Raw genomic sequence first — 25,191 nt, forward strand, 5'->3', positions numbered from 1 at the left:
ACAACCACTTAAAGCGGTGCCAGCCAATTGAAACAGCAATCGCCATCGCCAGATAGGCCAGCGAGACGACGTAACAGGCTGGGACTGGCCCAAGTTTCGGACAAGCATTACCTGTACGAAAATGGCTGAGCGAGATCGGAACGATCCCGCTCAAAACCGCCAAACACGCAAGCAGGACACCAACGCGCAAAAGGCGGCTGATCCAGATCACTGGCCGGCGCCAGCAAAGGTCACCGTTTCATCGCGAAAGCTACCCTCTTGGGTCGCCTCTGTGCCGTCGATGAAACGCACGTTGACTGCAGTTGCCTTTTGCGTGCCCAATCCAGCAATGATCACGTGGCTGCTGTCCGACGCAAGACCTTCGCCTGTGATGTAGGGCTTATGCAGGACCGCGCCGTCTTCCAGCGTCACTTCAACCATCGCGCCAATGCTGCCAAGATCCGCAGGCAGTTGGATTTTGAGATATCCATTTGGAGTCTCACCCGTGCTCAGGAAAGCTTGGGATTTGCCTGCAATGTTGATGTGCACAATATCGGGGCGTCCGTCACCGTTGAAGTCGGCTGTCAGCGGCGCAATAGAATATTGACGGTTCACAACGCCAGCTTTTGCGCCAACCTCGGCCATTTCACCAGACGCTGTTTGCACCAACAACCGTCCAGGCAACCGTAGCATTCCGATCTTGTGGAACGGAGCCGTGACAAAGTTCTGCGATACAATCAGATCTTCGCGGCCATCAAGGTTGAGGTCTTCGTGGCTTGGACCCCATCCAAATTCATAATCGGCGATACGGATCGCTTCACCTTCTTCGGTGAAACCACCATTACCATCCGCTATAAAGGCCATCCACTTGCGGTTAAGCGGCTCGTCATCTCCCAAATCGCCGCGCACCATGAAGGTTGGCGGGGTCGAACCGATGTTCGAAAAGCTATAATCGGTGAGGCCATCGTTGTTGATGTCCGCCATGCCGATACCCATCGGATACGACGGCAATTCCGAATTTGGATTGACTGTGTTGGTAAAGTTGCCCGTGCCGTCATTGAGATAGGTGCGAATGTTACCTGTGTCATGCGCGGCAATCACATCCAGGTCGCCGTCCCCTTCGAAGTCGCCAAACGCGACCTGAAACGTGTTATGCAGAAAACTAAGCCCCCGAGCGTCAGTTTCATTGGAAAAGGTGTTGTCGCCATTGTTGATGAACAACTCAGACGTGCCACCGTAACCGTCTTTGTTAAATATGTTCAGGCCTTCGATTTTTTCGTTCTGAATATAGCCCGCGACATACATGTCAAAGTGGCCGTCGCTATTTACGTCGGCCACAGCAATCGACATGCCAGTTGTGTTGTCATTCATCTGTGTGTCGAGCTTTTCAGCCGTAAACTTGCCACCGTCGTTGGTATAAAGCCAGATGCCTTCGGGATGGGTCACCAGCATGTCGGCCAGCCCGTCTTTGTTGTGATCCAGAACCAGCGGGCCTAAGGCTGTGCCGTCCGCCTGCTTGGTCAATCCAGCCTGACCCTCGATTGGAACAAAGCCGCCGTTCTCGAATTTGAACAGACCGTTTTCTTGTTGGAAACCACCGCCAATGAACAATTCCTCGGTGCCGTCCCCATCAATATCAATCGCGGCACTGCCGGTGATCGGTAAAGATGTGGCATCAGAATGCGCTTGATCAAAGGGCACTTCGACTTGAGTGAACTGCGGCACAATGGTGTCGCCCAGTTCAACGTCATAATCGATACGGCGGTCGTTCATTGTGTAGGCCGCCATGGCGATCATCATCATGGCCACCAGTGACGCCATAACAATGGGGATGAATTTCAATTTTCTAAGCATATTTCAGCCCTCACTTTTAAGATTAGATGCAACAATAAGAGAGACGGAAAACATGACGAAGTAAGCCACGTTCAAAGCAATCGGCATCATGAATTTGCCCACCGCCGGTACGGTGAAAAAGATGATGAAAGAGACGATGATCAGAAAGATCGGGTTCAGCACAGCCATCTTGCGTGGGTAGTGCGAATTGCCTGTGACACAGAGCCAGATAAAGATCACTGACAGCGCCAGCACCGCACCGCGCACCACTTGCAGCAGGCTTTCATAGCGCAGTTCATACAGCGCCAATTGTTCTTCGATACCACCCGCCGCAACCAGTTCAACCGCGCTGGCGCGTGACCCGATCCAGACGGCCCCAACGATACAACCATAAGCCATTACCAAACCGGCAATGCGCGCCGCTGTCTCGTTTGCAGGCCGCAACATCAAGTAGATATGAACGGCCCCGACGACATACAAAGGTGCGCCTAGGACACCAAAGAAATGGCCAATCGTCGCACGTTCCCGAGTCACGCCGTTGAAGAACGCAAAGGTATCTGTGTAGCGGGCCAGGCTGTCGTAGTGCAGCAAAAATTCACCCACCCCGACCAGCACTGCCGCCAACAGACCGATTTGGCCAGTGATCATGATGCGCTGCTTATCTGTCATGGAATTCCTGCTTGTTCATGTGTTTCGCGTTGTTCAACTGGGCGCCTAATGTGGGTAACTGGCGGGCATATCCCAGAAATTCCCCTCAAGCCGCCTCAGCGGGCGCGCAGGCGAACCGGGCACAGCACTTTGCCGGATTATCGTGGCGATATCAGACAGGACATTGCGATTGGTTCGATAATACGCATGTCCGGTCAGCCCTTTCACACCCTCTACATTGACGAAACTCACCGTCTTAACCTCTGAAAAGATATCCTTGTCATTTTCCTTAAGACGTTCTTGTGACAATCTACCGAACCGCTGCCCGGCCATCAGACGTTGGGCTATCCCAAGGGCGGTGTCCCCACGGTTCATGTAGACAGTGACTTGGCCCATCGCAGCGCCAAACCCTTCGGCAATCAGACGTTGGCGTACAACCGCAAAATCCAGATCGGGGGCCGCCATGATCAGGTTGGCGATCTTCAGCTCGGTCTTGGGGTTCTTACCTTGGTTTCGCACAGCGATGATCATTTCACGCAACGCCGTTGTGGTCACATCGGTGCCACGGCTGTGCGCCACAATGTGGATTTTGCGCAGCTCCGGTATTTGGGACAACTGCAACAAGAACTCTTTGAAGTGAAAAATCGTAAATTCGCCGGACTCGCGGTCCGTGAAGTATCCGAAAAGCCCCCCTGCCCCAGAAGGCCAAGAATAGACAATCGGCACCCCGTGCCGCCCACTGAAATGCCAGATATCAGCAAGAGAATAGAGCCCATCTTCAAAGGAGTTGTTAAACCCCGGAACAAAGATGACGACTTCGTTCTTGCCCGCGAGGCGCATTTGTTCGCGGATCTGCGCCTGGAACTCTGCACGCTTGGCGTTGTAAGAAGCCACCGCTTCAGGAATGCGGACCGGCTTGCCATTCACAACCTCAAACGGGGTAGGCGTTTTATCAAACCTGAGAATTTCGCGGTTTTCAACAAGGCTTAGTTTAATCTTCTCAGCTCGCTTTACTTGGCCGCTAGCAGCGCTCAGGGATTGCCAATCCTGACCGTCACCAAACGAAATGGTAGACGCGCCAAATGCCATCGAACTTGAACGCTCAGCACCATATGAAAGGACGCCCTTGGCCCGCGTGGCATAGCGGTCAGTGATATAGAATATTGAGGGCCTCGCGGTTTGGTAGGCTTGGGGAATAGTGATTTGCGGATAGGCCCCATTTGTAAAAATGTTTGGCGTAGGGGCCAGAACGCGCGCCGAACTACATGCGCAAAGCCCGAACAAAATCGCAAAGACGATGGGAAGTCGAAGATCAATCAAAGGTTTAGACATGAGACCCTTCACAATTGAGCCTTGGTCGCACTTGGTTCGCTACCCGTGTGAAGACACCCCAATACGGCCGACAAGGCTGATGATTTTGCGTCGTTGATCGAAGAGTTCGGCATCCAGAAGTATCCCTGATATTCAGTTCAGTACTTGGTTAGATGACCCAAAGCCAAAAACGTTACATGTTACTTGACAATGAATAAAGTTTGGCTTCGCCGCAATATTTGGGGGCCGTCTGTGGCTTCACTTTTCTGCGACTGGAAGGGCAATATCTTGCCGATGATCTGTAACCTTTGGGTGGCTGCGGACATCAAACTATCGTGAGATGTTGAGCAGGTTCAAAACATCATGGAAAAACTTAAAAGCACGAAGGAAAAAAGCATGTTAAACGCAATCAAAACTGTCTGGCAGGAAAGGATCAATTGGCTCATTGCCGGGATTGCTGCAACGATTGTTCTGACCATCTTCATGGAAGGCATCGCGCGGTTGGTTCTTGGCGGGCCGATGAAGCCTGCTGCGATGATTTGTGCTATTCTGGGTTTGGATCCCTCATTCCTATGGCTCGGAGAGATTGTGCATTATGCGACGGGGCTTATCGCATTCCCAGTCGGGTTCATCTTGATCTGCACTTTGTTTAAAGTGCGGCCTGCCGTTGGCACCGGATTGGTTTGGGGCGCGCTTTTGTGGGTCATCGCCGCAGTTGTTTTTGTGCCGCTGTCCGGCGGACCTTTGTTCTTTGGCTTTGGCAAAACGATGATGGCTTCTTTGGTGGCACATCTGGCTTACGGCGCGGTATTGGGTTTCATCTATCAGCGACGACAATAATTTGCGCACTCAGCGATGTCACATCCGGACACCGCTGAGTGGCTTGACCACAAAGAATAATTTCCCTCATCAGGCTATTTTGGATAGAAGTTCCAATTAAGGTGCGTCACGCATCTTTAATGGTGCAGTTGTTATCGTAACGGGATCGGAAGATACGCCGGAAGAAGGTTCCATTGGAAGAACAGCCAAGTAAAAACGTGCTCAGCGAAAATGGCGCCCAAAATGACAAAAGTCTGGCGGCTTTTGAAAAATTGGTGCGGCAGCACACCGGTTGGATGCTGGCACTTGCCAACAGAATACTGAACGATAAGGCCAAGGCTGAAGACGCTGTTCAAAACGCCTTTGCCAACATTCACAAAGGCCTCGATAGCTTTGAAAACCGCGCTGACATCAAGACCTGGATGCACCGGATTGTCGTCAACGAAGCGCTGATGGTGCTGCGCAAATCCAAGCGTTTGAACGAACAATCACTTGACGGTCTCTTGCCAAAATTCGACGTGAATGGATGTCGCATCGTCGCAGAAGCCGTCACGTCCGAAACCCCAGAAACAGAGTTAACGACACAGCAGACACTTGCTATTGTACGTAACGAAATTAGCTTGCTACCTGAACCCTACGGCCTTGTTTTGATCTTGCGGGACATAGAAGGGATACCAACGGTAGAAGTGGCCGAATTAGTGGGTGTGAGCGAAGCAAACGTGCGCGTTCGGCTACACCGTGCGCGAGCCGCGCTTAAAAAACGGCTTGAGCCGTTGATTTCAAGAGGTGTCTTATGAACGCATTGATCCACCGTACTGTGCGGCGTGTTCAAGGGGTGATGTTCAAACTCCCTGGCATGATCACCTGCGAAGTTTTCGAAGATTTCATTCTCGCTTATCTTGAGGATGAGTTACCTGCCCCTCAACGGCGCGTTTTTGAGATGCACCTGAAAGTATGCAGGTCGTGCAGGCGATATCTGTCGGACTACCGCAAGACGCTGGCCGCCACCAAAGCGCGAGCCGACGAGGACCAGGCAACGCTAGAGAACGTCCCCGAAGATTTGATCGCTGCAGTTCTGGCCGCGCGTATTTCTGAAGATAGATAAAACAGCTTCGTTGTAACTCTTGTACCGGACGGCGCATCCAAGGCAGCGCTAACAGTGCCCTTTTGATGTGCTATTTGGATTGGTCCGCAAGTTTCTGTCGAGAGTGCTCAAGTTCTTTAGGTACATGCCTTGCAGCGATCGAACACGTGCCATTAGCTTTGGCGAAATCTGATTTGATCTTTTTGGGTCATCAAAACGTTCTTTCAACAGATCGAGCGCGGTTTGGAACTTGCCACTCAGCACCAAGCCAAGACAGATTTCCGGCTCACCGTCCAGTGGGTCATCGTCCAAGACGCCAACATCTACTTTTCTGGCCAATTCATCGACATGATCACGCGGGTCATCAAGTTGGTTCGAAAGCTCCGTCTGCTCCAGTTGCAGTGCTTTGGTGTCGTCCTTATCCGCATTCAACTTAGCCACCGTAAACCTACATTTCGGCTTCTTTTGAGAGCCATCAGTGCGTACAGAGCCCTAATGCTTCTCTGCGTATACGGTCCGCAGAAGGAATAGCCGCCATTCATGCTGCACATGCTGCATCGGATATTCGGCGGTTCCCGAGCCAACCCGCCCCTTCATTACGTTCAGGTTCAAAAATCGACGTGGGGACACGGAGGCATTTCCCTTACCGACCATCACGTCGCAATGCACCCTGTACGATGCGGTCCATGACCATGGCCAAGCACATCAGGATAGTTTGGTTAACGCCTGCCATGATCGACGGAAGTGCCAGCGGAATCTCCACATCCCGCAACTTTTGCCAGCGGCTCGCGCCAAAGGCATCAGCCGCTTCCTTGATGCTTTCGGGCACGCCGCGCATGTCCAAAGCGATCAAGCGGATTACTGGCGGCATACCAAAAATGATTGTGGCCAGAATGCCGGGCGGGTTGCCGGTGCCGAATAAAGAGTTCCGTTACCCTCACCGAGGAGCAGACCGGAACTGTAGTCTTCAGGAAACTCATCAAGTACGTTCAGGGATTTGCTGACGGTGAACTGATAGACCACCAGTGGCCCGATAAGCGCAGTTAACACAGCCCCCAGATGGCGCGTGACGCAGACCAAAATGGCCCAAGCACGGCAGCCCAAAGGTTAAAGGTGTTGGGTATCCAACCCGTGGTGTTATGAATCTTGTGGAAGGTCCTCGTATAGTAATCGCCTGAGCAGCCCGCGAACTTGCTTATTGACGCATCTAGAGTGGCGCGGTCCACTTCAATATCGGATGCAGAAGTGACCTTAAACTCAGCGGATGTATTAGTCATATTTGCCTCCTTGGATACCGCGCAGCAGGCGCGCTTTGTCTACAACGCCTACATCGAGCCCCTTTTCTGTAATGATCACAGGCGAAAATGTGTCCACCGACAGATCGATCAACTGGTCAAGATCGGCGTTCTCATCCGTGCGCGGCGACCCATCGAGCGAACGCTCATCGTTTGCGCGGAACTTTTCGATCGGTTCCATGATCGAATGCGCTTTGACCAGTTTCAGCTTTGAAATTCCTTGTACAAAATCGCGCACGTAGTCATCGGCTGGGTTCATCACAATGTCTTCGGGTGTTCCGATCTGCACGATTACGCCGTCCTTCATAATCGCTATTCGGTGGCCGATTCAGATCGCCTCGTCCAAATCATGGGGAATAAACAGAGTGGTTTTTTAACTGCGCCACCAGCGCCTTGAACTGATCCTGAAACTGCAAGCGGATAAGAGGGTCGAGCGCCGAGAACGGTTCATCCATCAGCAGGATTTCGGGATCCGAGGCCAATGCCCTTGCGATACCGACGCGCTGTTGCATCCCACCCGATAATTCGTGTGGCAGGCGATCTTTGAAACCTATCAAGGCGACCAACTTTAGCGCGTGTTCAGAGACAGCCCAACGTTTTGATTTCGGGGTTTTTCGAATTTCGAGCGGCTAGCCAACGTTGTCGCGCACGGAGCGGTGCGGCATCAGCGCCATATGTTGGAACACCATGCCGATCTTTTCAGATCTGATGCGGCACAGTTCCGCCTTGGACATGGATGAAACGTCTTGTCCCAAAATCTCGATCTTGCCAGATGTAGGTTCGATCAGCCGATTGATGTGGCGTACCAGCGTCGACTTTCCCGACCCTGACAATCCCATGATACAAAAAATCTTGCCGCGGGCGACTTCGAAACTGGCGGATTGTACGCCAACGACGCAACCAAAGCGTTCCAGCACTTCAGGCTTTCCGATACCTTCTTTTTTGACGGCTGCCATCGCCTTATCAGCGCGAAAATATAATGCGGACCGTAGCAGAAACCGATCCAAGGTTCACCGGCTTTGATGGCGGTATCCAGCTCTGCATAGGCGATAGTTTCGTCGGTCTGGTTTAACTCCATAGTCTGATCATAGCCATAGGACTTTGCGCGGATCTGCTCGACATTGGTTGAGGCCCAGCCGGGCGCTCCTATCCAGAGTTCGCCTTGTCCGTCACCATCACGATCGATCAAGGCCGCAACATCGGGTTTGGTGAGATCATCGATTGAAGTGATACCATGGGCTTCAGCAGTAACGTGATCGGCACACATGCCTTGAAAGGCGGAAAGACCGTTTTTGTTGATGACAACTGTGCCATTTTCCTTTGAGAATTTATCGGCAAGGTTCTGTTGGTTCGGCAACCAGACTTCTGGATGAATATGCATCGCACCAGAATCCATCGCTTCGAAGACGATCGGGTTTGTTCCGTTCTGCAACTCGACCTGGAGCCCGAGGTTCTGTTCGATAGCCACTTTTAGAATATTTGCAGCCGCATTAACCGACGGCCAGTTTGGCACGCCAATCACGATATCTTCGGCGAGAGCTGGTGTGGATACAAGAATTGCACCCCCTACCAACAGGGTCTTGATCATTTTCGTTGGGGTGTCCTCCCTTTCGGGTGCGCTGGAACAGTTTGTGCCCAGCTTTCTTGGTTTTTGCACTTCGATACTACTGGCCTTCAGATAGAACATCTTCCATTTGCTGCCGCTTGACGAGGCTTTGAAACCAGCTCCAGTTTTGCGCGACATGATCATTAGCGACGAGACATTTCTTGCGCGTGTAAACCGGCGCGTCGACAACAGGAAATATCTGGCCGTTGCGCAAAAACCGGTCGGCAAGCGCTCGGGGCAGATAGGCCGAGCCCTGATTGTCCAGCATGAATTGCAGCGCCCACCATGAGCTGTCGAAATTGATCCGTGCAATACCGGCATCATGGTATGTTTCAGCGTGCATCTGTCGATATTCGGCACCGTGGTCCACGAAAATGTAGTCCGGATCATTCACAACGGGGGCATCTGGCCGACTGGAGTAGAGTTCGAGCCGTTCAACTGGCAAATCATAAATTGTCTGACTGCCGCGCGCGACGGCCTCATACGTTAGGACAACATCCACAGATCCTTCAGTCAGCCAGTGCTCAAGGTCTTGGGGGCTGCCTTGTTTTACTGAGATTGCAATCTCGGGATGTTCCGACAGGATATCATAAAAGAACTGCCGCCCGGGGCCGTGCCATAAATCACGATCGCATCCAAATGTGCAGACACCGTCGAGCCCTTCCGGCAATGCCGTCTCAAATTTGGCCTGTCGCCAAAGGCCGGTCATGATGCGCGCGTAGCCCAAGAGCTTGGTTCCTGCCGGCGTCAGCGTTGTGCTGGACTTTTGTCTATTGAGAAGGGTTTGCCCAATCTCGACTTCAAGTGTCTTGAGGCGCGCGGTGACTGTTGACTGGGTCACGTTCATCTTTTGTGAGGCACGCACAAGGCTACCGGTTTCGATGATGGCGATAAACGTCTGGAGCGAGACGATGTTCATGAGAAATTCTCAATTCAATTTTTTTGCACATATAGCGCAAAACTATTCATTATCAAGCATTGAGTTTTTGTGACAACTTTTGGGAAACCGAACGACTTTCCCGAACGAAGGAGCGCAATAAATGTTTCGAGATAATACCGCACTCGTGCCTCGGGACCATTTCATCGCTGCGATGCGTCAGGTCGCCTCATCTGTGACAGTTGTTACAACCGACGGTGTGGGTGGCCTTCATGGTGCAACTGTCAGCGCCTTTTCATCGGTCTCGGCGGATCCGCCCACCGTGCTTGTCTGCCTATTCGCAGAGAGCCGTATAGCTCGGGCCGTAAGTGCGAATGGCACTTTCTGCGTTAACGTTTTGTCGGAAGATGACGCCGAAATAGCGGACCGGTTTGCTGGGCGGCACGATGATCTGGTTGCTGATCGCTTTTCTGGAATCAACTACTATGGCGGGGCCGGAGTGGCCCCACAAATCGACGGTTCCACATCCTTCCATTGTGTTTCGCAACAAACGATACGGTCAGGCAGCCACCTGATCGTGCTGGGGCATGTCCGCGACGTTCTGACCAGCAGTGCCAGTCCCCTGACATATCGCAACGGTTGTTATCATCAGGTGATGCCGCAACCCAAACTGGCCCTTGCGGCCGCAACTTGAAAGCAAGAGCAATTATGAAGACCTATAAGATGCTGATTGACGGCGAATGGGTTCTGTCTTCGGGCGGTGGCACGTTCCCCAGTCTTAACCCTGCCACTGGCAAGAACTGGGCCGAAATTCCAGAGGCCAGTGCCGCGGACGTAGACCGCGCGGTACGCGCCGCACATCGAGCCTGTTACGAGGGGCCATGGGCACGCATGTCGGCCACGAACCGCGGCCATTGCCTGCGCCGATTGGGCGATCTGCTGGCGGACCGCTCTGAAGCGCTTGGCGAGGTTGAAACCCGCGACACTGGAAAGATGCTTAAGGAAACTCGCTGGCAGGCAAAATATATCAGCGAATTTTATCACTTCTTTGCTGGGGCCGCCGATAAAATCAACGGCGAGACCTTGCCCATCGACAAACCCGATATGTTTGTTTTCACAAATCGCGAACCGCTTGGGGTGATCGCCGCTGTGGTTCCGTGGAACAGCCAGTTGTTCCTGTCGGCGGTCAAGATCGGCCCCGCCCTTGCAGCAGGTAATACGGTTGTTTTGAAAGCATCCGAACATGCTTCCGCAGCGATGTTGGAATTTGGCACGCTTATTGCTGAGGCGGGAATCCCCGATGGCGTGGTCAATATCGTTACTGGCCACGGCGATCCTTGTGGAAAAGTGCTAACGTCGCATCCTCTTGTGGCACGGGTGTCGTTCACCGGTGGGCCGATTTCTGCGCGTCATGTCATTGGTAACACGCGTGAAAACTTTGCCGAAATCAGCTTGGAATTGGGTGGAAAATCCCCTTTCATCGTATTTGACGACGCCGACATCGAAAGTGCTGTCAACGGTTCGGTTTCGGGGATTTTTGCGGCTTCCGGCCAAAGCTGTGTCGCGGGTTCGCGCCTGATCGTGCACGAGGATATCGCTGACGATTTTCTGGATCGTTTAGCTGCGATCGCCAATGCCGCGAAGATCGGCGACCCAATGAAAGAAGAGACCGAAATGGGGCCATTGTGCACCTACGGTCAGCTTGAAAACATAGAACGTGAAGTGGCCCGCGCTGTCGAGGAGGGCGGGCGCATTGTTTGTGGCGGCAAGCGCGTAGACGCGGGGTCGGACTTATACTTCCAGCCCACAATCATCGACTGCCCCCGCTCTGATCTCCATATTGTCGACACCGAGCTTTTCGGCCCTGTGCTGTCGGTACTGCGGTTCAAGACCGAAGAAGAGGCATTGGCGCTGGCCAATGACACTGTGCACGGATTGGCGGCAGGCATCTTCACCCGTGACAGCGCGCGTGCCCTGCGTATGTCACGCGACGTGCGCGCTGGGATCGTTTGGATCAACACCTATCGGGCCGTTTCTCCGATTGCCGAGTTCGGAGGCATGAAAACCTCAGGCTACGGCCGCGAAAGTGGATTTCAGGCGGTCTACGACTACACGCGCCCAAAAACCGTGTGGATGAACACGTCCTCTGAGCCGCTGGGAAGCCAATTCGTGGCTCGTTGAAGAAAGGGAGAACAGACATGAAATTTCACATCGCAATCAATCTTGAGCGACTCGACCCCGCCATCAACATGGTTGATGTCCGTGACCATACAATCGAGATGGTGCAAATGGCGGATAAGGCGGGCTTTGAGGTCGCTTGGGCGGCCGAACACCACGCGCTGGAAATGACCATCGCGCCGAACCCCTTCAGCCTTATGACTTGGTGGGCCGATCACACGAAAAATATCCGTGTTGGCGCTGGCGTCGCCAATGCGGCTTATTGGCATCCAATCAAGCTTGCCGGAGAGGCCGCTTTGGTTGATCTACTGTCGGGTGGGCGCATGGATTTTGGTGTGGGGTCCGGTGCCTATCAGCGCGAATTTGACCGGATGTTCCCTGGCCTCGAACAGAAAGACAGTTGGCAATATATGCAGGAGATGTTGCCACTGGTGCAGAAGCTCTGGAAAGGCGATGTCGAGCATGATGGCCAATTCTGGAAATTCCCCAAGGCGACGTCTTGTCCTAAACCGATGCAAAAAGACGTGCCGATCTGGGTCGCCGCGCGCTCACCCATCACTTTTGACTACGCTGTCGAAAACAACTGCAACATCATGAGCTGGCCGCTGACGCTGCCGTTTTCGGAGGCCAAGAAATATCGCGACATGCTCGATGACAGCAAGGCGCGCCTGAACCCTGGATACGACGGTGCATTTGCCATGATGCGTCACACGGTCGTTTATGACAATGACGATGACCGCCACGCCACTTTGGCAGCTGTGCGCCAAATCCTGGCACGCTTCGGCAACTTGATGATGAAATCTGGAGATGTCGTTGACGGCTATCCTGACCCGGTGCCGCTGGAAACGCTGGAAGGAAATTATCGGGTTGACCCACAGATGCTGGAAGAGAACCTCATCTTGGGAAGCCCCGACCAGGTTATTGAAAAGCTGCGAAAATATGAAGGGCTCGGCGTCGATGCATTCATCTATTACGCCAGTATGGGTCTGGACATGGAGCGCCAAAAGCAATCGCTGCGCCTGTTCATTGACGAAGTGATGCCTGCATTTGCTCAGAAGGAAATCGCCAATGCCAATTGAAATTCGACGCACGTTGCTATGGCAACAGACCACGTTTCTCGAGGGCTGGAAGAAGGTTGATGAACCGACGTTGCTGGTCGCGGCCATGGCAATCATCAAGAACCCCTGGTTCGGTCGTGGTCATGTGGAAAACATGCGGCCAGAGATCATGGAGCACGGCCCGCTGATTGGCAAACTTCTGACGGAGATGCTCTTGGACGTAACTGGCGATCGGCTGGAAGGCTGCGGCAAGGCCAGCGTGGTCGGCATGGGCGGTGAGATCGAGCATGCTCAGGCCATGACCCATACGGTACATTTCGGCAATCAGTTGCGTGAAGCGGTGGACGCCAAATCCTATCTTGTCTTTTCGAACACGCGTGGAGCAGCCGATTGCGCGATCACGATTCCGCTGATGGACAAGGATGATGGCGGGCGCCGCTCGCATTACCAGACCATCCAGACCAGCATCAGTGATGCACCAGCCGCAGATGAAATTGTCGTGGCCCTTGGGGCTTCTGTTGGCGGGCACCCCAACCACCGGATCGGTGATCGCTATCAGGATCTGGCAGAGATGGGCCGCAATCCCGAAAATCCGGCGGGCATCTGATGGCGTTGTCTGGCGATGGCACAGCCTATAATCTGACGGGCCCCGAGGATGCGCCAGCTGTGGTGCTCATCCACGGGCTTGGCCTGACCCGCGACAGCACATGGGGGCAAATCGCACCGGTGCTGGCGCTAGGTTACCGGGTGCTGAGTTATGATCTGCTTGGCCATGGGGAGACGAAATTGCCGGGTGGGCCGGTCGACCTAACCGCGCTTAGCGCACAATTGATCGCCTTGCTTGATGAATTGGCCATCGATCGTGCGGCGTTGGTGGGGTTTTCGCTGGGAGGTATGATCAACCGCCGCTGCGCAATGGATTATCCAGATCGGGTGAGTGCGCTTGCGATCCTCAATTCACCTCATGATCGAGGTGTGGAACAGCAACAAATTGTTGAGGAACGTGCGCGCAGCACAGCCAAAGGAGGGCCAGAAACGGGCATCGACGTGACATTGGCGCGCTGGTTCACCGAAGGTTTCCGTCGTGATCACGCGGGTCGGGTGGCGGCAGTGCGCGAAGTCGTTCTAACCAATGATCCAGCAAACTACGCTGCCCATCGACAAGTGCTGGCGGAGGGCGTGACGGAGCTGATTGCGCCCATGCCCCGCCTCGCCTCGCCTATGCTGGTCATGACCTGTGAACACGACAGTGGCTCTACCCCTGCGATGAGCCATGCCATCGCCTCGGAAACACTCTGCGCGGAAACCTGCATCGTGCCACATCTTCAACATCTTGGGCTCATCGAGCAGCCCGATCTTTTCTGCGAAGCGGTTCGGGCATTCCTTGATCGCGTTCTAACTTAGTTAAAAGGAACACCACATGACCCAAATTTCTGGAGGACAGGCCGCCGTAGAGGCGCTCAAAGCCGAGAAAACCGAATATGTCTTTGGCCTGATCGGATCGGCCACGATGGAAATGTTCGACGCACTTTATGATGCCAAGGACATTAACTTTATCGGCGTGCATGACGAACGCACCGGCACCCATATGGCCGATGGCTATGCACGGGCATCTGGCAATACCGGTGTAATTCTGGCTGGGCAAAACGGGCCAGGCACCACGAACCTTGTGACCGGCCTGGCGCAAGCCAAAGCCGCCTATACGCCAATCGTTTCGATTGGTGGCGCGCTGGCCACGGGCCACGTCTATCGAGATGCCTTTCAGGAGGTGGATCAACAGGCGCTGTTCACACCGATCACCAAAAAAACCTGGACCGCACCATCGGCAGACCGAGTGCCGGAACTTGTGCAAGAGGCCTTCCGCGTCGCCAACGCACCGCGCAAAGGGCCAGTCCATCTGAACTTGCCACGCGACGTGCTGTCCACTCAGGCCGAATACGGCCCCATGCTGCCCCCCAAGAGCTATCGCCCTGTTGGGGCGACGGCTGGGCCAGCAGATGCTATAACCCGCGCCGCCAAGATGCTGGCCGACGCCGCGCGCCCAGTGATCATGGTCGGTGCAGGCATCAAGAACACAGGCACCGCAGATCGCGCTATTGCACTTGCAGAAGCTTTTAACGCACCGCTCGTCTCCTCTCCCGGACATGGTGATGCAATCCCGTTTGGCCACCCGCTGAATGCTGGTCAAACGGGGCCGCGGGGCAACGAAGTTGCCTCGCGCCTGATGAAAGAAGCCGATGTGATCCTCGCGCTTGGCACAAGGATCGGTTTTAACGCGACGTTCTACAGCTACGACAACATCAACTGCGATGCGGCGATCATTCATGTGGAACAAGAGCCTACTGCCATCGGCCGTTACTTCCCGGTCGAGATCGGCATCTGGGGCGATGCGCCCACAGTGGCCGATCAACTTCGGACCGAGGCAGAAAAGTTGAACAATCGCGCCGAAGCCGAGGCCTGGACCGAAAGTTTCAAGGCAGAGCGGCAGGCATTTCTAACCCGCCGCGACGCCGAGGCGGATGTGGACAATTCCATCATCCAGCCATCGGGCCTGTTCAAAACGCTGCGCGATGTGGTTCCGCAAAACGCGGCCTATACGATGGATGCAGGCACGCTTTGCCTTCAAGCGACAGACAAACTGAACTACTGGCAACCCAAGAGCTTGTTCACACCGCTTGATTTCGGGTTGGTTGGCTTTTCCTTTGCGGCAGGTCTCGGGGTTAAGTTGGCGATGCCCGATCGTCCGGTGGTCAGCCTTATGGGCGATGGCGGCTTTGGCATGACAACCTCCGAACTTTCCACAGCGGTTGACTATGGCATCAACACCGTAACCGTGGTGATGAACAACGGCTGCTGGGGCGCGGAAAAGGCTTATCAGCGTGATTTCTTCAATGGCCGCTACATTGGCGCAGATATTTCCAGCCCGCCGTTCGACAAGTTGGCCGAGCTTTATGGCGCCAAGGGCTACCGCGCAGACACGTTGACCCAAACGGCAGAGGCCATAGAGGCGGCGCTGGTGTGTGGTAAACCCGCTGTGATCGACGTGATGGTCGACCCGGCGGCGCTCTACTCTTTCCGCCGTGACAGCTTCAAACACAGAGGAGGCTAAGATGGTCGACAAAACCTATCCCGCAACCGAAGCACAGCGTGCCACAGGCGACTGGAATCCGTTCTGGACTTCGCTGGAAGAGTTGGACCCCGACTACCTAGAGGCGTTCTTGCAATTCCGATCTGTACCGCAAAACGGACCGCTGGATCAGAAGACCAAAGAGCTGATCTTCATTGCCATAAACGTCGCCACCACCCACCTTTGGCCGTCCGGTGCGCGACGGCACATGGCCAACGCGTTGGAGGCCGGGGCCACAAAGGAGGAAATTCTAGAAGTCATCCAACTCACTTCGATCATGGGGATCCATTCCATGACCATGGGCGTTCCGATCCTGTTGGAAGAAGTGGAAAAACTCAAAACTACAGGCTAAGGCACGACTGATAGAGATGGCTTGATCTTGGCAATCAAGCCATCCTCCCTCCAAGAAAGCAATATCTTATGCCCATGTCCGTCTCCGCGGCTGCATTTGCCATGCACGAAACAATTCGTACAAACACCAAGGGCATTCTTGTTGCAGTCATTGTCGCAGTTGCTGCGCGATTTCTGTCTGAGCACTACGGTGCCCCCACTAAGCTCATGCCGCTTCTCTTGGGCATTGCTCTGAATTTCTTGTCTGAGGACGGCCCCTGTAAACTTGGTATCAAATTGCAGCGCGCAGCGTGCTACGTATTGGCCTGGCACTTTTGGGAGTGAGGATCAGCGTTGAACTGATGCTGGGGCTCGGGGTGGGGCTGATTGGGGTGGTGCTCGCGGGTGTCGCGTTGACCATCGGTTTTGGCCTCGTAGGCGCGCGCCTACTCGGTCGGGGTTGGCGCTTTGGTCTGTTGACCGGCGGATCGGTGGCAATCTGTGGTGCCTCCGCTGCTCTGGCTATCTCCGCTGTCTTACCGCGCAACGAACATACAGCACGCAACCTGATTTTCACGGTGCTTTCGGTCACTGTTCTGTCTACCTTGGCCATGATCCTCTATCCGATCATCGCAAAGAGCTTGTCCCTAAGCGATCCGGTTGCAGGGGTTTTCCTTGGCGCGACTATTCATGATGTGGCGCAGGTTGTCGGTGCCGGGTTTTCCATGTCCGACCTTACAGGAGAGGGCGCCACACTGGTCAAACTTATGCGTGTTGCGTTGCTTGCTCCGGTGGTTTTGATGATCGCCATAATCATGCGTCGCTTTGATGAGGGATCACAAGCAAATGGAAAGCGCCCGCCCATGCTACCTCTCTTTGTTCTGGGATTTCTGGCCTTTGCCACACTGAACTCTTTGGGGCTTGTTCCAAGTTTTGCATCCGAGGGCATGTCGAGTCTGTCCCCTTGGGCGCTCCTCGTGTCGATAGCCGCTGTTGGGATGAAGACATCGCTTAAGTGTATTCTTGAAGTTGGCGGCCAAGCAATTGCCCTAATAGTCGCAGAAACCTTGTTCATTGCAGGGTTGGTCTTGGCCGGTGTGTTGCTTCTGGAAGTTTGAAGGTGAATCGGCGCATTTTTCTTCATTATCATTGGGGCGGACTGCAGCGAAAGGTCGGCCAGCATTCATCCAGAAACTGTTTTTTTGAACGCCCGGTTCGGCAAAATTTACTGGACTGCCAAAAGAGCAACGCTGCAACTGCAAGAGAATGCTGCGCCAGTAGTAGCCGCGCCTGCAAAAGTCGGCTTTGTCCGCCCTGTGTGAGTTCCTGGAAGGTGCAGCGAACGACTGCAATGCCGAGGGAATCAGGACAAGCAGTGTTTGGCAGCGCAGGAAAAGTGCTCTGACAGACGGGCCAATTATTGAGTCAGCGCTTTGTTGCAACCAAGTTAAAATGTCGCGGGTTGCGCAAAGTAGAAATGTCACCCCAAGGACCCGCGGTAACAAGGCTTAGCAGCCCGAAGACCCCACACATCGAAGGGCTGAAAAGCCTTGCGGGTGGGTAGCGCGTGACGGTCGCAAGCAAAATCGTCAGATGTCCGCGTCGAGCTGAGGTTTCAACTGATCGCCGCCCAAAGTCGACTCTCCTTTGCAACTAGCATACAGATTTTTGACCCTCAGGAGACGCCTTGAAATTGATACTCTTACTTGCCGTGCTGCTTGGCCTTTCAGTTTACATGTCAGTACGCGCCCATGTCTTTTATCCTAAGTCTGTTGAACTATTCTGTGGACGTATGAAGGATAGCCCTTTGATAATACGTTTACTTTATAGGTTTTTTGGGGTGGGAAGCCGCATCGTTACGGCCTACGGAGTAGGTCAAAGAATTGACGCAGGGCTGCGCGAGCCGTTGTGGTGCGATGCCGTAATGTTTGCGGGAGTCTGCCTCTACTTTGTCGTAGCAGTTAAAGTGCTTGGCTAAATCCAACCACTGGTAACAAGGTCCGCACAGTCGCCATTCACGGTTCTTGCGCTTCGGCTTTTTTCTTAGCTCTTCTGGCGAGTTTTGAGTTCCACCCATCGTTGCGGTGTCCGGTTGGTTCATAGCGGGACCGCTGCTTTCCAGCGCGTCGCGGCTTGGGCGCTGATTTATCTTGCTCGGCTTTGATTTGTTCCAGAACTGCGCCCAATCGCTTGTTCTCGGTGATTGCTGCGTGTGTGACACGCTGATCTTTGTCGAAGATGGAGTAGAGGAGTGAGACACCCTTCCAGCGGACTTCAAAGCGGCCATCTGGAAAGGCAAACGTATCAACATATTTGCCGGGTAGATCGCAGGTGATATCATTCTCAGCCAGGATGATCCGTTGCCGTTCATAGGAAAACGCGAGCTGCTTACCGGCCAGCCGTTCGTCACGGAAACAAAACACATCCCGCAGGCAATTCGGCTCGATGTTCATTGGCCTATGCAGGTTATCAACACGACGCGGGGCTTTTGCAAACTTGGCGTTATAGCGTTCAGTAAAGTCGGGCAGGAACGCATTGGCCGCGTCCATGTCAGAGATGTCAGCGAGCCTGAGTTCTTTGACCAAACGGTCCTGCAATGTACGGTTGGCGCGCTCAACACGACCTTTGGCTTGAGAATTGTTTGCACATAGAATCTCGATGTTTAACGCATTCAATGCGCGGCCAAATTGCGTCGTGCCATGCCCAGATTTGGCCGACTGGTTGGCCACACGGAATACAGAATGCTTGTCAGAATAGAACGCGACTGGCCGCCCATGTGCTGACAGGTACAGATCGAGCGCTTCGAAATAGCTGAATGTGCTTTCTGACTGAACAAACCTCAGCTGCATCAGCGTACTGGTCGCATCATCGATGAACACGAGCAGGGTGCATCGGGGCCCACGATCCTCAAACCAATGGTGATCAGACCCGTCGATCTGGACTAGCTCGCCCAGACATTCGCGGCGCATGCGTGGTTGATGAAACGTCCGCCGTTGCTTGCGGCTCAGCCAGATCCCGGCGTCCTGCATCCACTTGCGCAGCGTCTCGCGCGAGACTTTAAGATCGTGTTCTTCTGCCAGCTTCTCAGCCGCGAATGTCGGTCCAAAGTCGACATATCGTTCTTTGACCAAGGCGACGGCGTAGTCACGGATCGCTGGATTTATTTGATTGTTCGACCTGCGACCACGCGCTTTGTGCCGGATGGCAGCAGCGCCGTCAGATCGAAAGGTTTTGATCAATCTTTGGACCTGTCTGCGGCTCAATCCCAAAACATGCGCTGCCATCACAACCGTCATCCGGCCTTGTGTGACTTCACTCAGCACCTCGATGCGGTTCAGTTCATGTTCGCTCATCGTCACCAATCCCACGGCCACACTCCATTCCTGCTTGATCAACAGGGAAGTGTGACACTTCTACTTTGCAGATGTGGGACATTTTAACTTTGCGGCTACACGCTTCTTACCTGTAGTCTGTATTATGTAATTTCCATAGCTTTTGACTTATTTACGTAACGTATCCTTCGGGAAATCGCATTGTGATCCGATGGGTTCGCTGGTTAGCTTCGGCCAATTGGACTTTGGGAGGAGCACCATGGATTTTTTGCAGCTGATTATCAGCGGCCTGGCCAATGGCTGTGTCTATGGGCTGATCGCCTTGGGATTTGTGCTGATTTACAAGGCCACAGAGGCCGTGAATTTCGCGCAAGGTGATTTCATGATGCTGGGTGCATTTGTGTGCATCGGCTTTACCAACCACGAATATATGGGGCTGAATTTTTGGCTGGCCGTGCCCCTATCGATCCTTGTGATGGGCGTTTTCGGGTACCTGTTCAACTGGGGCATCCTGCGCCACATGTTTGGTCAATCGCAAACGTCGATTGTGATCCTGACCATCGCCATGGGGTTCATCATCCGCTTCTTCGCCGGCTCCATCTGGAGCCATGAACCCACATCCCTTGAAACCCCCTACGCGGGTCAGGACATCCGCAGCGGTGGGGTCGTTTTGGGCATCGACGAGGTTTTGATCGTTGTTGTCACGGGCATCTTGACGGTTCTGTTCTATCTATTCTTCTCACGCAGTCGCATTGGTCTTGCCATGCAGGCCGCGTCCCAAAACCAGTTGGCCGCCTATTACATGGGCATTCCTGTGAAACGCATTCACAGCCTTGTCTGGGGCTTGTCGGGTATGGTCGCCGCTGTCGCGGGCATCTTGTTTGCATCCAAGGGCGCGATTGACCCATCCACCGGTCTTTTGGGCATCAAGGCCTTTGCGGCGGCTGCCATCGGCGGGTTCGGGTCCCTGCCCGGCGCTTTGCTGGGCGGTCTGATCATCGGGCTGGTTGAACCCTTGGCCTCGCGCTTTGGCCCCCCCGGCGTCAGTCAGATCGCGCCATATGCGATCTTGCTTTTGATCCTGATCTTCCGCCCCGGCGGCATCTTTTCCCAGACGCAAAGAAAGAAGGTGTAAGATGCGCTTTGTCTTCAAAACGTCTTATGATGCGGACATCCGCCTGTTCAAACACCGCGCACAAGCCATCTGGTATGCTTTGCTTTTGCTGCTTGTTTTGGCCACGCCGCTGTATTTTGTGGCCATCGGCGACGCCTATCTTCTGGGTGAAATCACCGGCGTCCTGATTTTGGCCATCGCAGGCATGGGGCTGATGCTGCTGACCGGCCACACAGGATTGCCAAGCCTTGGCCACGCCACCTTCATGGCCATCGGCTGCTACGCAAACATCAACCTTCTCGGCGCAGGGGTGCCTTGGATTATCGCCTTCCCCGTGTCCGGTTTGATTGCGGGCCTCTTGGGCACAATGATCGCCCTGCCTGTTTTGCGCTTACACGGTGTGTATCTGGCGCTGGCCACTTTGGCTGTTTCCATCCTGACCAGCGATTTTGTTGTAATTCTGGAACCATGGACCGGCGGTATCGCGGGTGCAGCCGTGCCAGACATCAATATCTTCGGCATGGAAGTGAACCGTTATTCAACGCCTTACAAATTCTACTATCTGGTGTTGTTCGTGGCCATCTTGATCGTTTGGTTCTACCGCAACCTTTTGCGCACGCCGACAGGGCGCAGTTTCACGGCGGTGCGCGACAGCGAAATCTCGGCACGGGCCATGGGCATCAATCTGACGCGCACCAAGGCCACATCGTTCTTTCTGTCCGCAACGGCTGCGGGGTTGGCGGGGGCCTTGTTTGGACATTCCGCGGGCTACGTCACCAACGAAACCTTTGATCTGGTCATGTCTATCACGCTACTGCTGATGATCGTCATCGGGGGGTTGGGCTTTATCCATGGCGCGTTCTTCGGGGCGATCGTTGTGGGGATCATCCCTGTGGCCATCGCCAACGGGCGGTCCTTTTTGGCGACGACCTTCGATGTGAACATCAACATTCCGGGTCTGGAAAGCGCGTTGTTCGCCTTTATCCTGATCTGTTTCATCCTGTTTGAACCCATGGGGCTTTACGGGCGATGGTTAAAAATCCGAACCTATTTTGAACTGTTCCCCTTCTACCGCAAAGACATGTTCAAACGTCAAAAATCCTACCTCAAGACGGACCGTGTACAATGAGCTTGCTTGAGATTGAAAACGTCACCCTGCGCTTTGGCGGACTGGTGGCTGTCGACAACGTATCGTTGAAGGTGGAAGAAGGCGAAGTCTTTGCCCTTGTCGGTCCCAACGGGGCAGGCAAATCGACGATCTTTAACCTGATTTCGCGGTTCTACGACCCGGCCGAGGGGCGCATCACCTTTGATGGGAATGACCTGCTGACCCGCACATCGGATCAAGTGCCCAGCTTTGGCATCGCCCGCACGTTCCAGAACATCGAACTGTTTGAACAGGCCAGCGTGTTGCAAAACCTGTTGGTGGGCCGTCACCGGCACCGGCAAACCGGCATGCTGTCCAACATCGTCTTTTCCCCCAAAGCGCACCGCGAAGAGCTGCGTCACCGTGCAGCCGTGGAAGAAGTCATCGACTTTTTGAACCTGCAAGCCTACCGCGACAAGATGATTGGCGGCCTGCCCTACGGCGTGCGTAAAGTGGTCGAACTGGGCCGTGCCTTGGCGTCAGAGCCCAAGCTTTTGTTGCTGGACGAACCCGCGTCGGGCCTGTCCGTCGAGGAAACCCAGGACATGGCCTTTTGGATCGAAGACATCCAGACGCAAATGGGTATTTCCGTGATGATGGTCGAACACGACATGGGGTTGGTGTCTGCGGTGTCGAACCGCGTCATGGCCCTGTCGGATGGCAAGGAACTGGCAACCGGCACCGCCGCGGAAGTGCAATCGCACCCCGCTGTGATCGAGGCCTATTTGGGCACTGGCGAAATCTCCAAGACAGGGACGTCACGCGCATGACCAATGACAGCACATCCTCAAACGTCGTTTTGCAAATCGACAACCTTGAAAGCTATTATGGCCCCATCATGGCCATTCGCGGCGTCAGCCTGAAGGTTCACGAAGGCCAGATCGTCACCGTTCTGGGCGCCAATGGCGCGGGCAAAACGACCCTGTTGAAAACCATCTCGGGCGTCATGGATCCCGAAAAAGGCAGCGTCCAGATGCAGGGCACGCCCATCCACGCGATGGAACCCGACGACATCGTGCGCCGAGGCATCGTGCACGTCCCCGAAGGCCGCGAGATCTTTCCGCTGATGACTGTAGCCGAGAACATCGCCATGGGCGCCTACACGCGAAAAGATCGCGGCAACATCGCGCGGGACGAAGAAATGGTATATTCCTATTTCCCCGTCCTTAAAGACCGCCGCGCCCAACGCGCAGGCACCCTGTCTGGCGGGCAACAGCAGATGTTGGCCATCGGACGCGGATTGATGTCGCAGCCCAAATTGATGCTTCTGGACGAACCGTCGCTGGGCCTGTCCCCCCTTCTGACGCAGGAAATTTTCGAGATCATCGTGCGCCTGAACCGCGAACAAAAAGTCACGATGATGCTGGTGGAACAAAACGCCAAAGTGGCGCTGGATGCAGCTGACTATGGCTACGTGATGGAGCTTGGGCGCATTGTGATGGACGACAAAGCCGAGGTTCTCGCCGCGTCCAAGGACATTCAGGAATTCTATCTTGGTGTCAGTCAGGATGAAAACCAGCGCGGGCAACGCCGCTGGAAACAACGCAAAACGTGGAGATAGCCCAATGACCAACACGCTTCCCCCACAGCAAACCCTGCATGGGCTGACGATCAACGCGGATCTGTCGCAGGGTCCGTTCTATATCGACGGGCAAGACACTACACCCAAGCTGTTTCGCGCCCGCTGCAAGGAACACGGCACACGCACCGCGCACCGCGAAAAGACATTTGGCGTATGGCGATCCCATTCGTGGACAGACTATTTTGAACGGGCCAAACACCTTGGCCTTGGTCTGGTGTCGCTTGGATTGAAGCGCGGCGAAGTCGTGTCGATCCTGTCCGAGGACAACAAGGAATGGATGTATACCGACATGGGTGTGCAATCTGTGGGCGGCATTTGTTCGGGCATCTACACCACCGATTCCGCATCACAGCTGGAATATCTGGTCAACAACTCTGACAGCCGCTTTCTGATTGTAGAAAACGACGAACAGCTGGACAAATTCCTGCAAGTGCGCGACGCGATGCCGGGGCTGTTGAAAGTCATTGTGATCGAACGCGACGGGCTGCACGGCTTTGAAGACCCGCAGATCATCTTTCTGGATGAGCTATACGAGATCGGCAAAACCTACGACGCCGCCAACCCGACGGCCTTTGATACCTCGATCGAGGCCACAAAACCCGATGATACGGCAATTTTGGTCTACACATCGGGCACCACAGGCAAGCCCAAAGGCGCAATGATCAGCCACGGCAACCTGATCTTTTCGGTGTCCGCTGGCCTGCGGGACGGCCCCGTCTTTGACACCGACGATCAGCTTTGCTTTTTGCCCCTGTGTCACATTCTAGAACGGGTGTTTTCGGTCAACGGGCCGATTGCGGCCGCCTCGACCATTAACTTTGCCGAAAGCCCCGAGACGATCTTTGACAACCTGCAAGAGGTCAGCCCGCAAACTTTCGTGGCTGTGCCGCGCCTTTGGGAAAAGATTTACAGCCAGGTGTCGATCCGCATCGGGGACGCCACAGGTCTGCAAAAATGGGCCTATGCCAAGGCCCTGGCGGCGGGTAATGCCCATGCCGACAGCATCGCAGAGGGCAAAACACCGTCTTTTGGCACCAAGCTGTCCTATCAGTTCTGGAATTTTGCAGTGCTGCAAAACCTGCGCCGCATGATCGGCATGGACCGTTTGCGGCGGGGTGGATCGGGTGCGGCGCCGATTTCCCCGGACTTGCTGCGGTGGTATCAGTCCATTGGCGTGCCTGTGCTGGAAGGCTACGGGATGACAGAAAGCTCTGGCGTGATTTCAATCAACAACCTGACCTCTAACAAGGTCGGCACCGTGGGCGCAGCCCTGCCCGGCGCAAACATCCGCATATCAGCGGAGGGCGAAGTGCAATACAGCGCGGGCAACGTGTTCCAAGGCTATTGGAAGAACCCGGAAAAAACGGCGGAAACCTTCACCGAAGACGGCTGGTTGCGCACAGGCGACGTGGGTTTTCTGGACAACGAAGGGTTCCTGAAAATCACCGGCCGGATGAAAGACATCATCATCACCGCAGGCGGCAAGAACATCACGCCAGCCGAGATCGAAAACAAGATGAAGTTCTCGCCCTATGTGTCGGACGTGGTGGTGATCGGCGACAAACGCAAATTCCTGACCTGCCTTGTGATGATCGACCAGGAAAACGTCGAGAAATTCGCGCAAGACCGTCGGGTGCCGTTTTCCAACTACGCATCCTTGTGTGCGGCCAGCGAAGTGCAGGACCTGATCCGCGACACCATCACTGAAGTGAACAAGGATTTCGCGCGGGTCGAACAGATCAAGGATTTCCGCCTGATCGACGTGCTTTTGACCGCCGACGACGACGAACTGACACCCACGATGAAGCTGAAACGCAGCTTTGTGGAAACGAAACATGCGGGGCTTATCGGCCAGATGTATTGACATCGGG

Annotated in this window: 26 protein-coding genes and 2 pseudogenes; 16 read left to right on the forward strand and 12 right to left on the reverse strand. The window is 54.4% G+C overall.

Annotated features, from left to right (window positions below):
- From ABJL60_RS21120 to ABJL60_RS21135, 4 genes are all read right to left on the reverse strand, one after another.
- Positions 1–211, reverse strand: a 211-nt coding sequence (locus ABJL60_RS21120) for a hypothetical protein (RefSeq protein ID WP_348502192.1), incomplete at its 3' end; no start/stop codon positions are given.
- Positions 208–1,833 (reverse strand): VCBS repeat-containing protein, encoded by a 1,626-nt coding sequence (locus tag ABJL60_RS21125; protein ID WP_348376391.1) that lies wholly within the window; start codon positions 1,831–1,833, stop codon positions 208–210. The genes ABJL60_RS21125 and ABJL60_RS21120, both read right to left, overlap by 4 nt.
- A gap of 3 nt (positions 1,834–1,836) precedes the next feature.
- Entirely contained in the window at positions 1,837–2,481 is a 645-nt protein-coding gene (locus ABJL60_RS21130) for a DUF6796 family protein (RefSeq protein WP_348376392.1), read from the reverse strand.
- 45 nt (positions 2,482–2,526) lie between these two features.
- Positions 2,527–3,792: an alpha/beta hydrolase gene (locus ABJL60_RS21135; protein ID WP_348376393.1), complete on the reverse strand. Its 1,266-nt coding sequence runs from the start codon at positions 3,790–3,792 to the stop codon at positions 2,527–2,529.
- Positions 3,793–4,167: 375 nt separating this feature from the next.
- Between ABJL60_RS21135 and ABJL60_RS21140 the strand changes: the two genes are divergently transcribed.
- The 3 genes from ABJL60_RS21140 to ABJL60_RS21150 all read left to right on the forward strand — a co-directional run bounded on the left by ABJL60_RS21140 (position 4,168) and on the right by ABJL60_RS21150 (position 5,695).
- A complete protein-coding gene (locus ABJL60_RS21140; RefSeq protein WP_348376394.1) occupies positions 4,168–4,611 on the forward strand; it encodes a DUF6789 family protein in 444 nt (147 codons plus the stop codon).
- Between the two features lie 173 nt (positions 4,612–4,784).
- Positions 4,785–5,387 carry a sigma-70 family RNA polymerase sigma factor gene (locus ABJL60_RS21145; protein ID WP_348289912.1) on the forward strand — a complete coding sequence of 201 codons (603 nt, stop codon included), beginning with the start codon at positions 4,785–4,787 and terminating at the stop codon, positions 5,385–5,387.
- Complete coding sequence (locus tag ABJL60_RS21150; RefSeq protein ID WP_348289915.1) at positions 5,384–5,695, forward strand: zf-HC2 domain-containing protein; 312 nt, start codon at positions 5,384–5,386, stop codon at positions 5,693–5,695. Before ABJL60_RS21145 ends, ABJL60_RS21150 begins: the two co-directional genes overlap by 4 nt.
- Before the next feature lie 48 nt (positions 5,696–5,743).
- On the opposite strand, the gene ABJL60_RS21155 is transcribed toward ABJL60_RS21150, so the two are convergent.
- The 7 genes and pseudogenes from ABJL60_RS21155 to ABJL60_RS21185 all read right to left on the reverse strand — a co-directional run bounded on the left by ABJL60_RS21155 (position 5,744) and on the right by ABJL60_RS21185 (position 9,494).
- Complete coding sequence (locus ABJL60_RS21155) at positions 5,744–6,115, reverse strand: hypothetical protein (protein WP_348376395.1); 372 nt, start codon at positions 6,113–6,115, stop codon at positions 5,744–5,746.
- 202 nt (positions 6,116–6,317) lie between these two features.
- Positions 6,318–6,545 (reverse strand): ABC transporter permease subunit, encoded by a 228-nt coding sequence (locus ABJL60_RS21160; protein WP_348376396.1) that lies wholly within the window; start codon positions 6,543–6,545, stop codon positions 6,318–6,320.
- Positions 6,546–6,717: 172 nt separating this feature from the next.
- A complete protein-coding gene (locus tag ABJL60_RS21165) occupies positions 6,718–6,951 on the reverse strand; it encodes a hypothetical protein (RefSeq protein ID WP_348502193.1) in 234 nt (77 codons plus the stop codon).
- Entirely contained in the window at positions 6,944–7,276 is a 333-nt protein-coding gene (locus ABJL60_RS21170; RefSeq protein WP_348431284.1) for a hypothetical protein, read from the reverse strand. Before ABJL60_RS21170 ends, ABJL60_RS21165 begins: the two co-directional genes overlap by 8 nt.
- Before the next feature lie 40 nt (positions 7,277–7,316).
- Positions 7,317–7,808, reverse strand: a pseudogene (locus ABJL60_RS21175) (ATP-binding cassette domain-containing protein).
- The gene (locus ABJL60_RS21180; protein ID WP_348431286.1) at positions 7,754–8,656 is read right to left on the reverse strand and encodes a glycine betaine ABC transporter substrate-binding protein; all 903 of its coding nucleotides are present in this window, start codon (positions 8,654–8,656) and stop codon (positions 7,754–7,756) included. The pseudogene ABJL60_RS21175 and the gene ABJL60_RS21180 overlap by 55 nt, the downstream one beginning before the upstream one ends.
- Positions 8,634–9,494: a LysR family transcriptional regulator gene (locus ABJL60_RS21185; protein WP_348376358.1), complete on the reverse strand. Its 861-nt coding sequence runs from the start codon at positions 9,492–9,494 to the stop codon at positions 8,634–8,636. The genes ABJL60_RS21180 and ABJL60_RS21185 overlap by 23 nt, the downstream gene beginning before the upstream one ends.
- A 121-nt stretch (positions 9,495–9,615) precedes the next feature.
- Here ABJL60_RS21185 and ABJL60_RS21190 point away from each other — a divergent pair, with 121 nt between their 5' ends.
- From ABJL60_RS21190 to ABJL60_RS21225, 8 genes and pseudogenes are all read left to right on the forward strand, one after another.
- Complete coding sequence (locus ABJL60_RS21190) at positions 9,616–10,146, forward strand: flavin reductase family protein (RefSeq protein ID WP_348376359.1); 531 nt, start codon at positions 9,616–9,618, stop codon at positions 10,144–10,146.
- Between the two features lie 14 nt (positions 10,147–10,160).
- Entirely contained in the window at positions 10,161–11,633 is a 1,473-nt protein-coding gene (locus ABJL60_RS21195) for an aldehyde dehydrogenase (RefSeq protein WP_348376360.1), read from the forward strand.
- 68 nt (positions 11,634–11,701) lie between these two features.
- Positions 11,702–12,709, forward strand: a complete 1,008-nt coding sequence (locus tag ABJL60_RS21200) for an LLM class flavin-dependent oxidoreductase (RefSeq protein ID WP_348502195.1) — start codon at positions 11,702–11,704, stop codon at positions 12,707–12,709.
- On the forward strand, positions 12,699–13,295 hold the full coding sequence (locus tag ABJL60_RS21205; protein WP_348289944.1) for an amino acid synthesis family protein: 597 nt from the start codon (positions 12,699–12,701) through the stop codon (positions 13,293–13,295). The genes ABJL60_RS21200 and ABJL60_RS21205 overlap by 11 nt, the downstream gene beginning before the upstream one ends.
- A complete protein-coding gene (locus tag ABJL60_RS21210; protein ID WP_348376363.1) occupies positions 13,295–14,092 on the forward strand; it encodes an alpha/beta hydrolase in 798 nt (265 codons plus the stop codon). Before ABJL60_RS21205 ends, ABJL60_RS21210 begins: the two co-directional genes overlap by 1 nt.
- 16 nt (positions 14,093–14,108) lie before the next feature.
- A complete protein-coding gene (locus ABJL60_RS21215; RefSeq protein ID WP_348376364.1) occupies positions 14,109–15,797 on the forward strand; it encodes a thiamine pyrophosphate-binding protein in 1,689 nt (562 codons plus the stop codon).
- A 1-nt stretch (position 15,798) separates the two neighbouring features.
- A complete protein-coding gene (locus tag ABJL60_RS21220) occupies positions 15,799–16,167 on the forward strand; it encodes a carboxymuconolactone decarboxylase family protein (RefSeq protein WP_348289794.1) in 369 nt (122 codons plus the stop codon).
- Between the two features lie 101 nt (positions 16,168–16,268).
- Positions 16,269–17,263 (forward strand): annotated as a pseudogene (locus ABJL60_RS21225) (putative sulfate exporter family transporter).
- A gap of 897 nt (positions 17,264–18,160) precedes the next feature.
- Here the strand turns inward: ABJL60_RS21225 and ABJL60_RS21230 are convergent.
- Positions 18,161–19,513, reverse strand: a complete 1,353-nt coding sequence (locus tag ABJL60_RS21230) for an ISNCY family transposase (RefSeq protein WP_348376397.1) — start codon at positions 19,511–19,513, stop codon at positions 18,161–18,163.
- Between the two features lie 223 nt (positions 19,514–19,736).
- Here ABJL60_RS21230 and ABJL60_RS21235 point away from each other — a divergent pair, with 223 nt between their 5' ends.
- The 5 genes from ABJL60_RS21235 to ABJL60_RS21255 are packed head-to-tail and all read left to right on the forward strand — an operon-like array spanning position 19,737 to position 25,184.
- Positions 19,737–20,612 carry a branched-chain amino acid ABC transporter permease gene (locus ABJL60_RS21235; protein WP_108830508.1) on the forward strand — a complete coding sequence of 292 codons (876 nt, stop codon included), beginning with the start codon at positions 19,737–19,739 and terminating at the stop codon, positions 20,610–20,612.
- A 1-nt stretch (position 20,613) separates the two neighbouring features.
- Positions 20,614–21,720 carry a branched-chain amino acid ABC transporter permease gene (locus ABJL60_RS21240; protein WP_348289800.1) on the forward strand — a complete coding sequence of 369 codons (1,107 nt, stop codon included), beginning with the start codon at positions 20,614–20,616 and terminating at the stop codon, positions 21,718–21,720.
- The gene (locus ABJL60_RS21245; RefSeq protein WP_348289803.1) at positions 21,717–22,508 is read left to right on the forward strand and encodes an ABC transporter ATP-binding protein; all 792 of its coding nucleotides are present in this window, start codon (positions 21,717–21,719) and stop codon (positions 22,506–22,508) included. Before ABJL60_RS21240 ends, ABJL60_RS21245 begins: the two co-directional genes overlap by 4 nt.
- Positions 22,505–23,299, forward strand: coding sequence for an ABC transporter ATP-binding protein (locus ABJL60_RS21250; protein WP_348376365.1), 795 nt, complete (start codon positions 22,505–22,507; stop codon positions 23,297–23,299). Before ABJL60_RS21245 ends, ABJL60_RS21250 begins: the two co-directional genes overlap by 4 nt.
- 4 nt (positions 23,300–23,303) lie before the next feature.
- The gene (locus tag ABJL60_RS21255) at positions 23,304–25,184 is read left to right on the forward strand and encodes an AMP-binding protein (RefSeq protein WP_348376366.1); all 1,881 of its coding nucleotides are present in this window, start codon (positions 23,304–23,306) and stop codon (positions 25,182–25,184) included.
- Positions 25,185–25,191 lie beyond the last annotated feature (7 nt).

Origin of the sequence: Ascidiaceihabitans sp. (assembly GCF_039986515.1) — a bacterium.
Lineage (GTDB): Bacteria > Pseudomonadota > Alphaproteobacteria > Rhodobacterales > Rhodobacteraceae > Ascidiaceihabitans.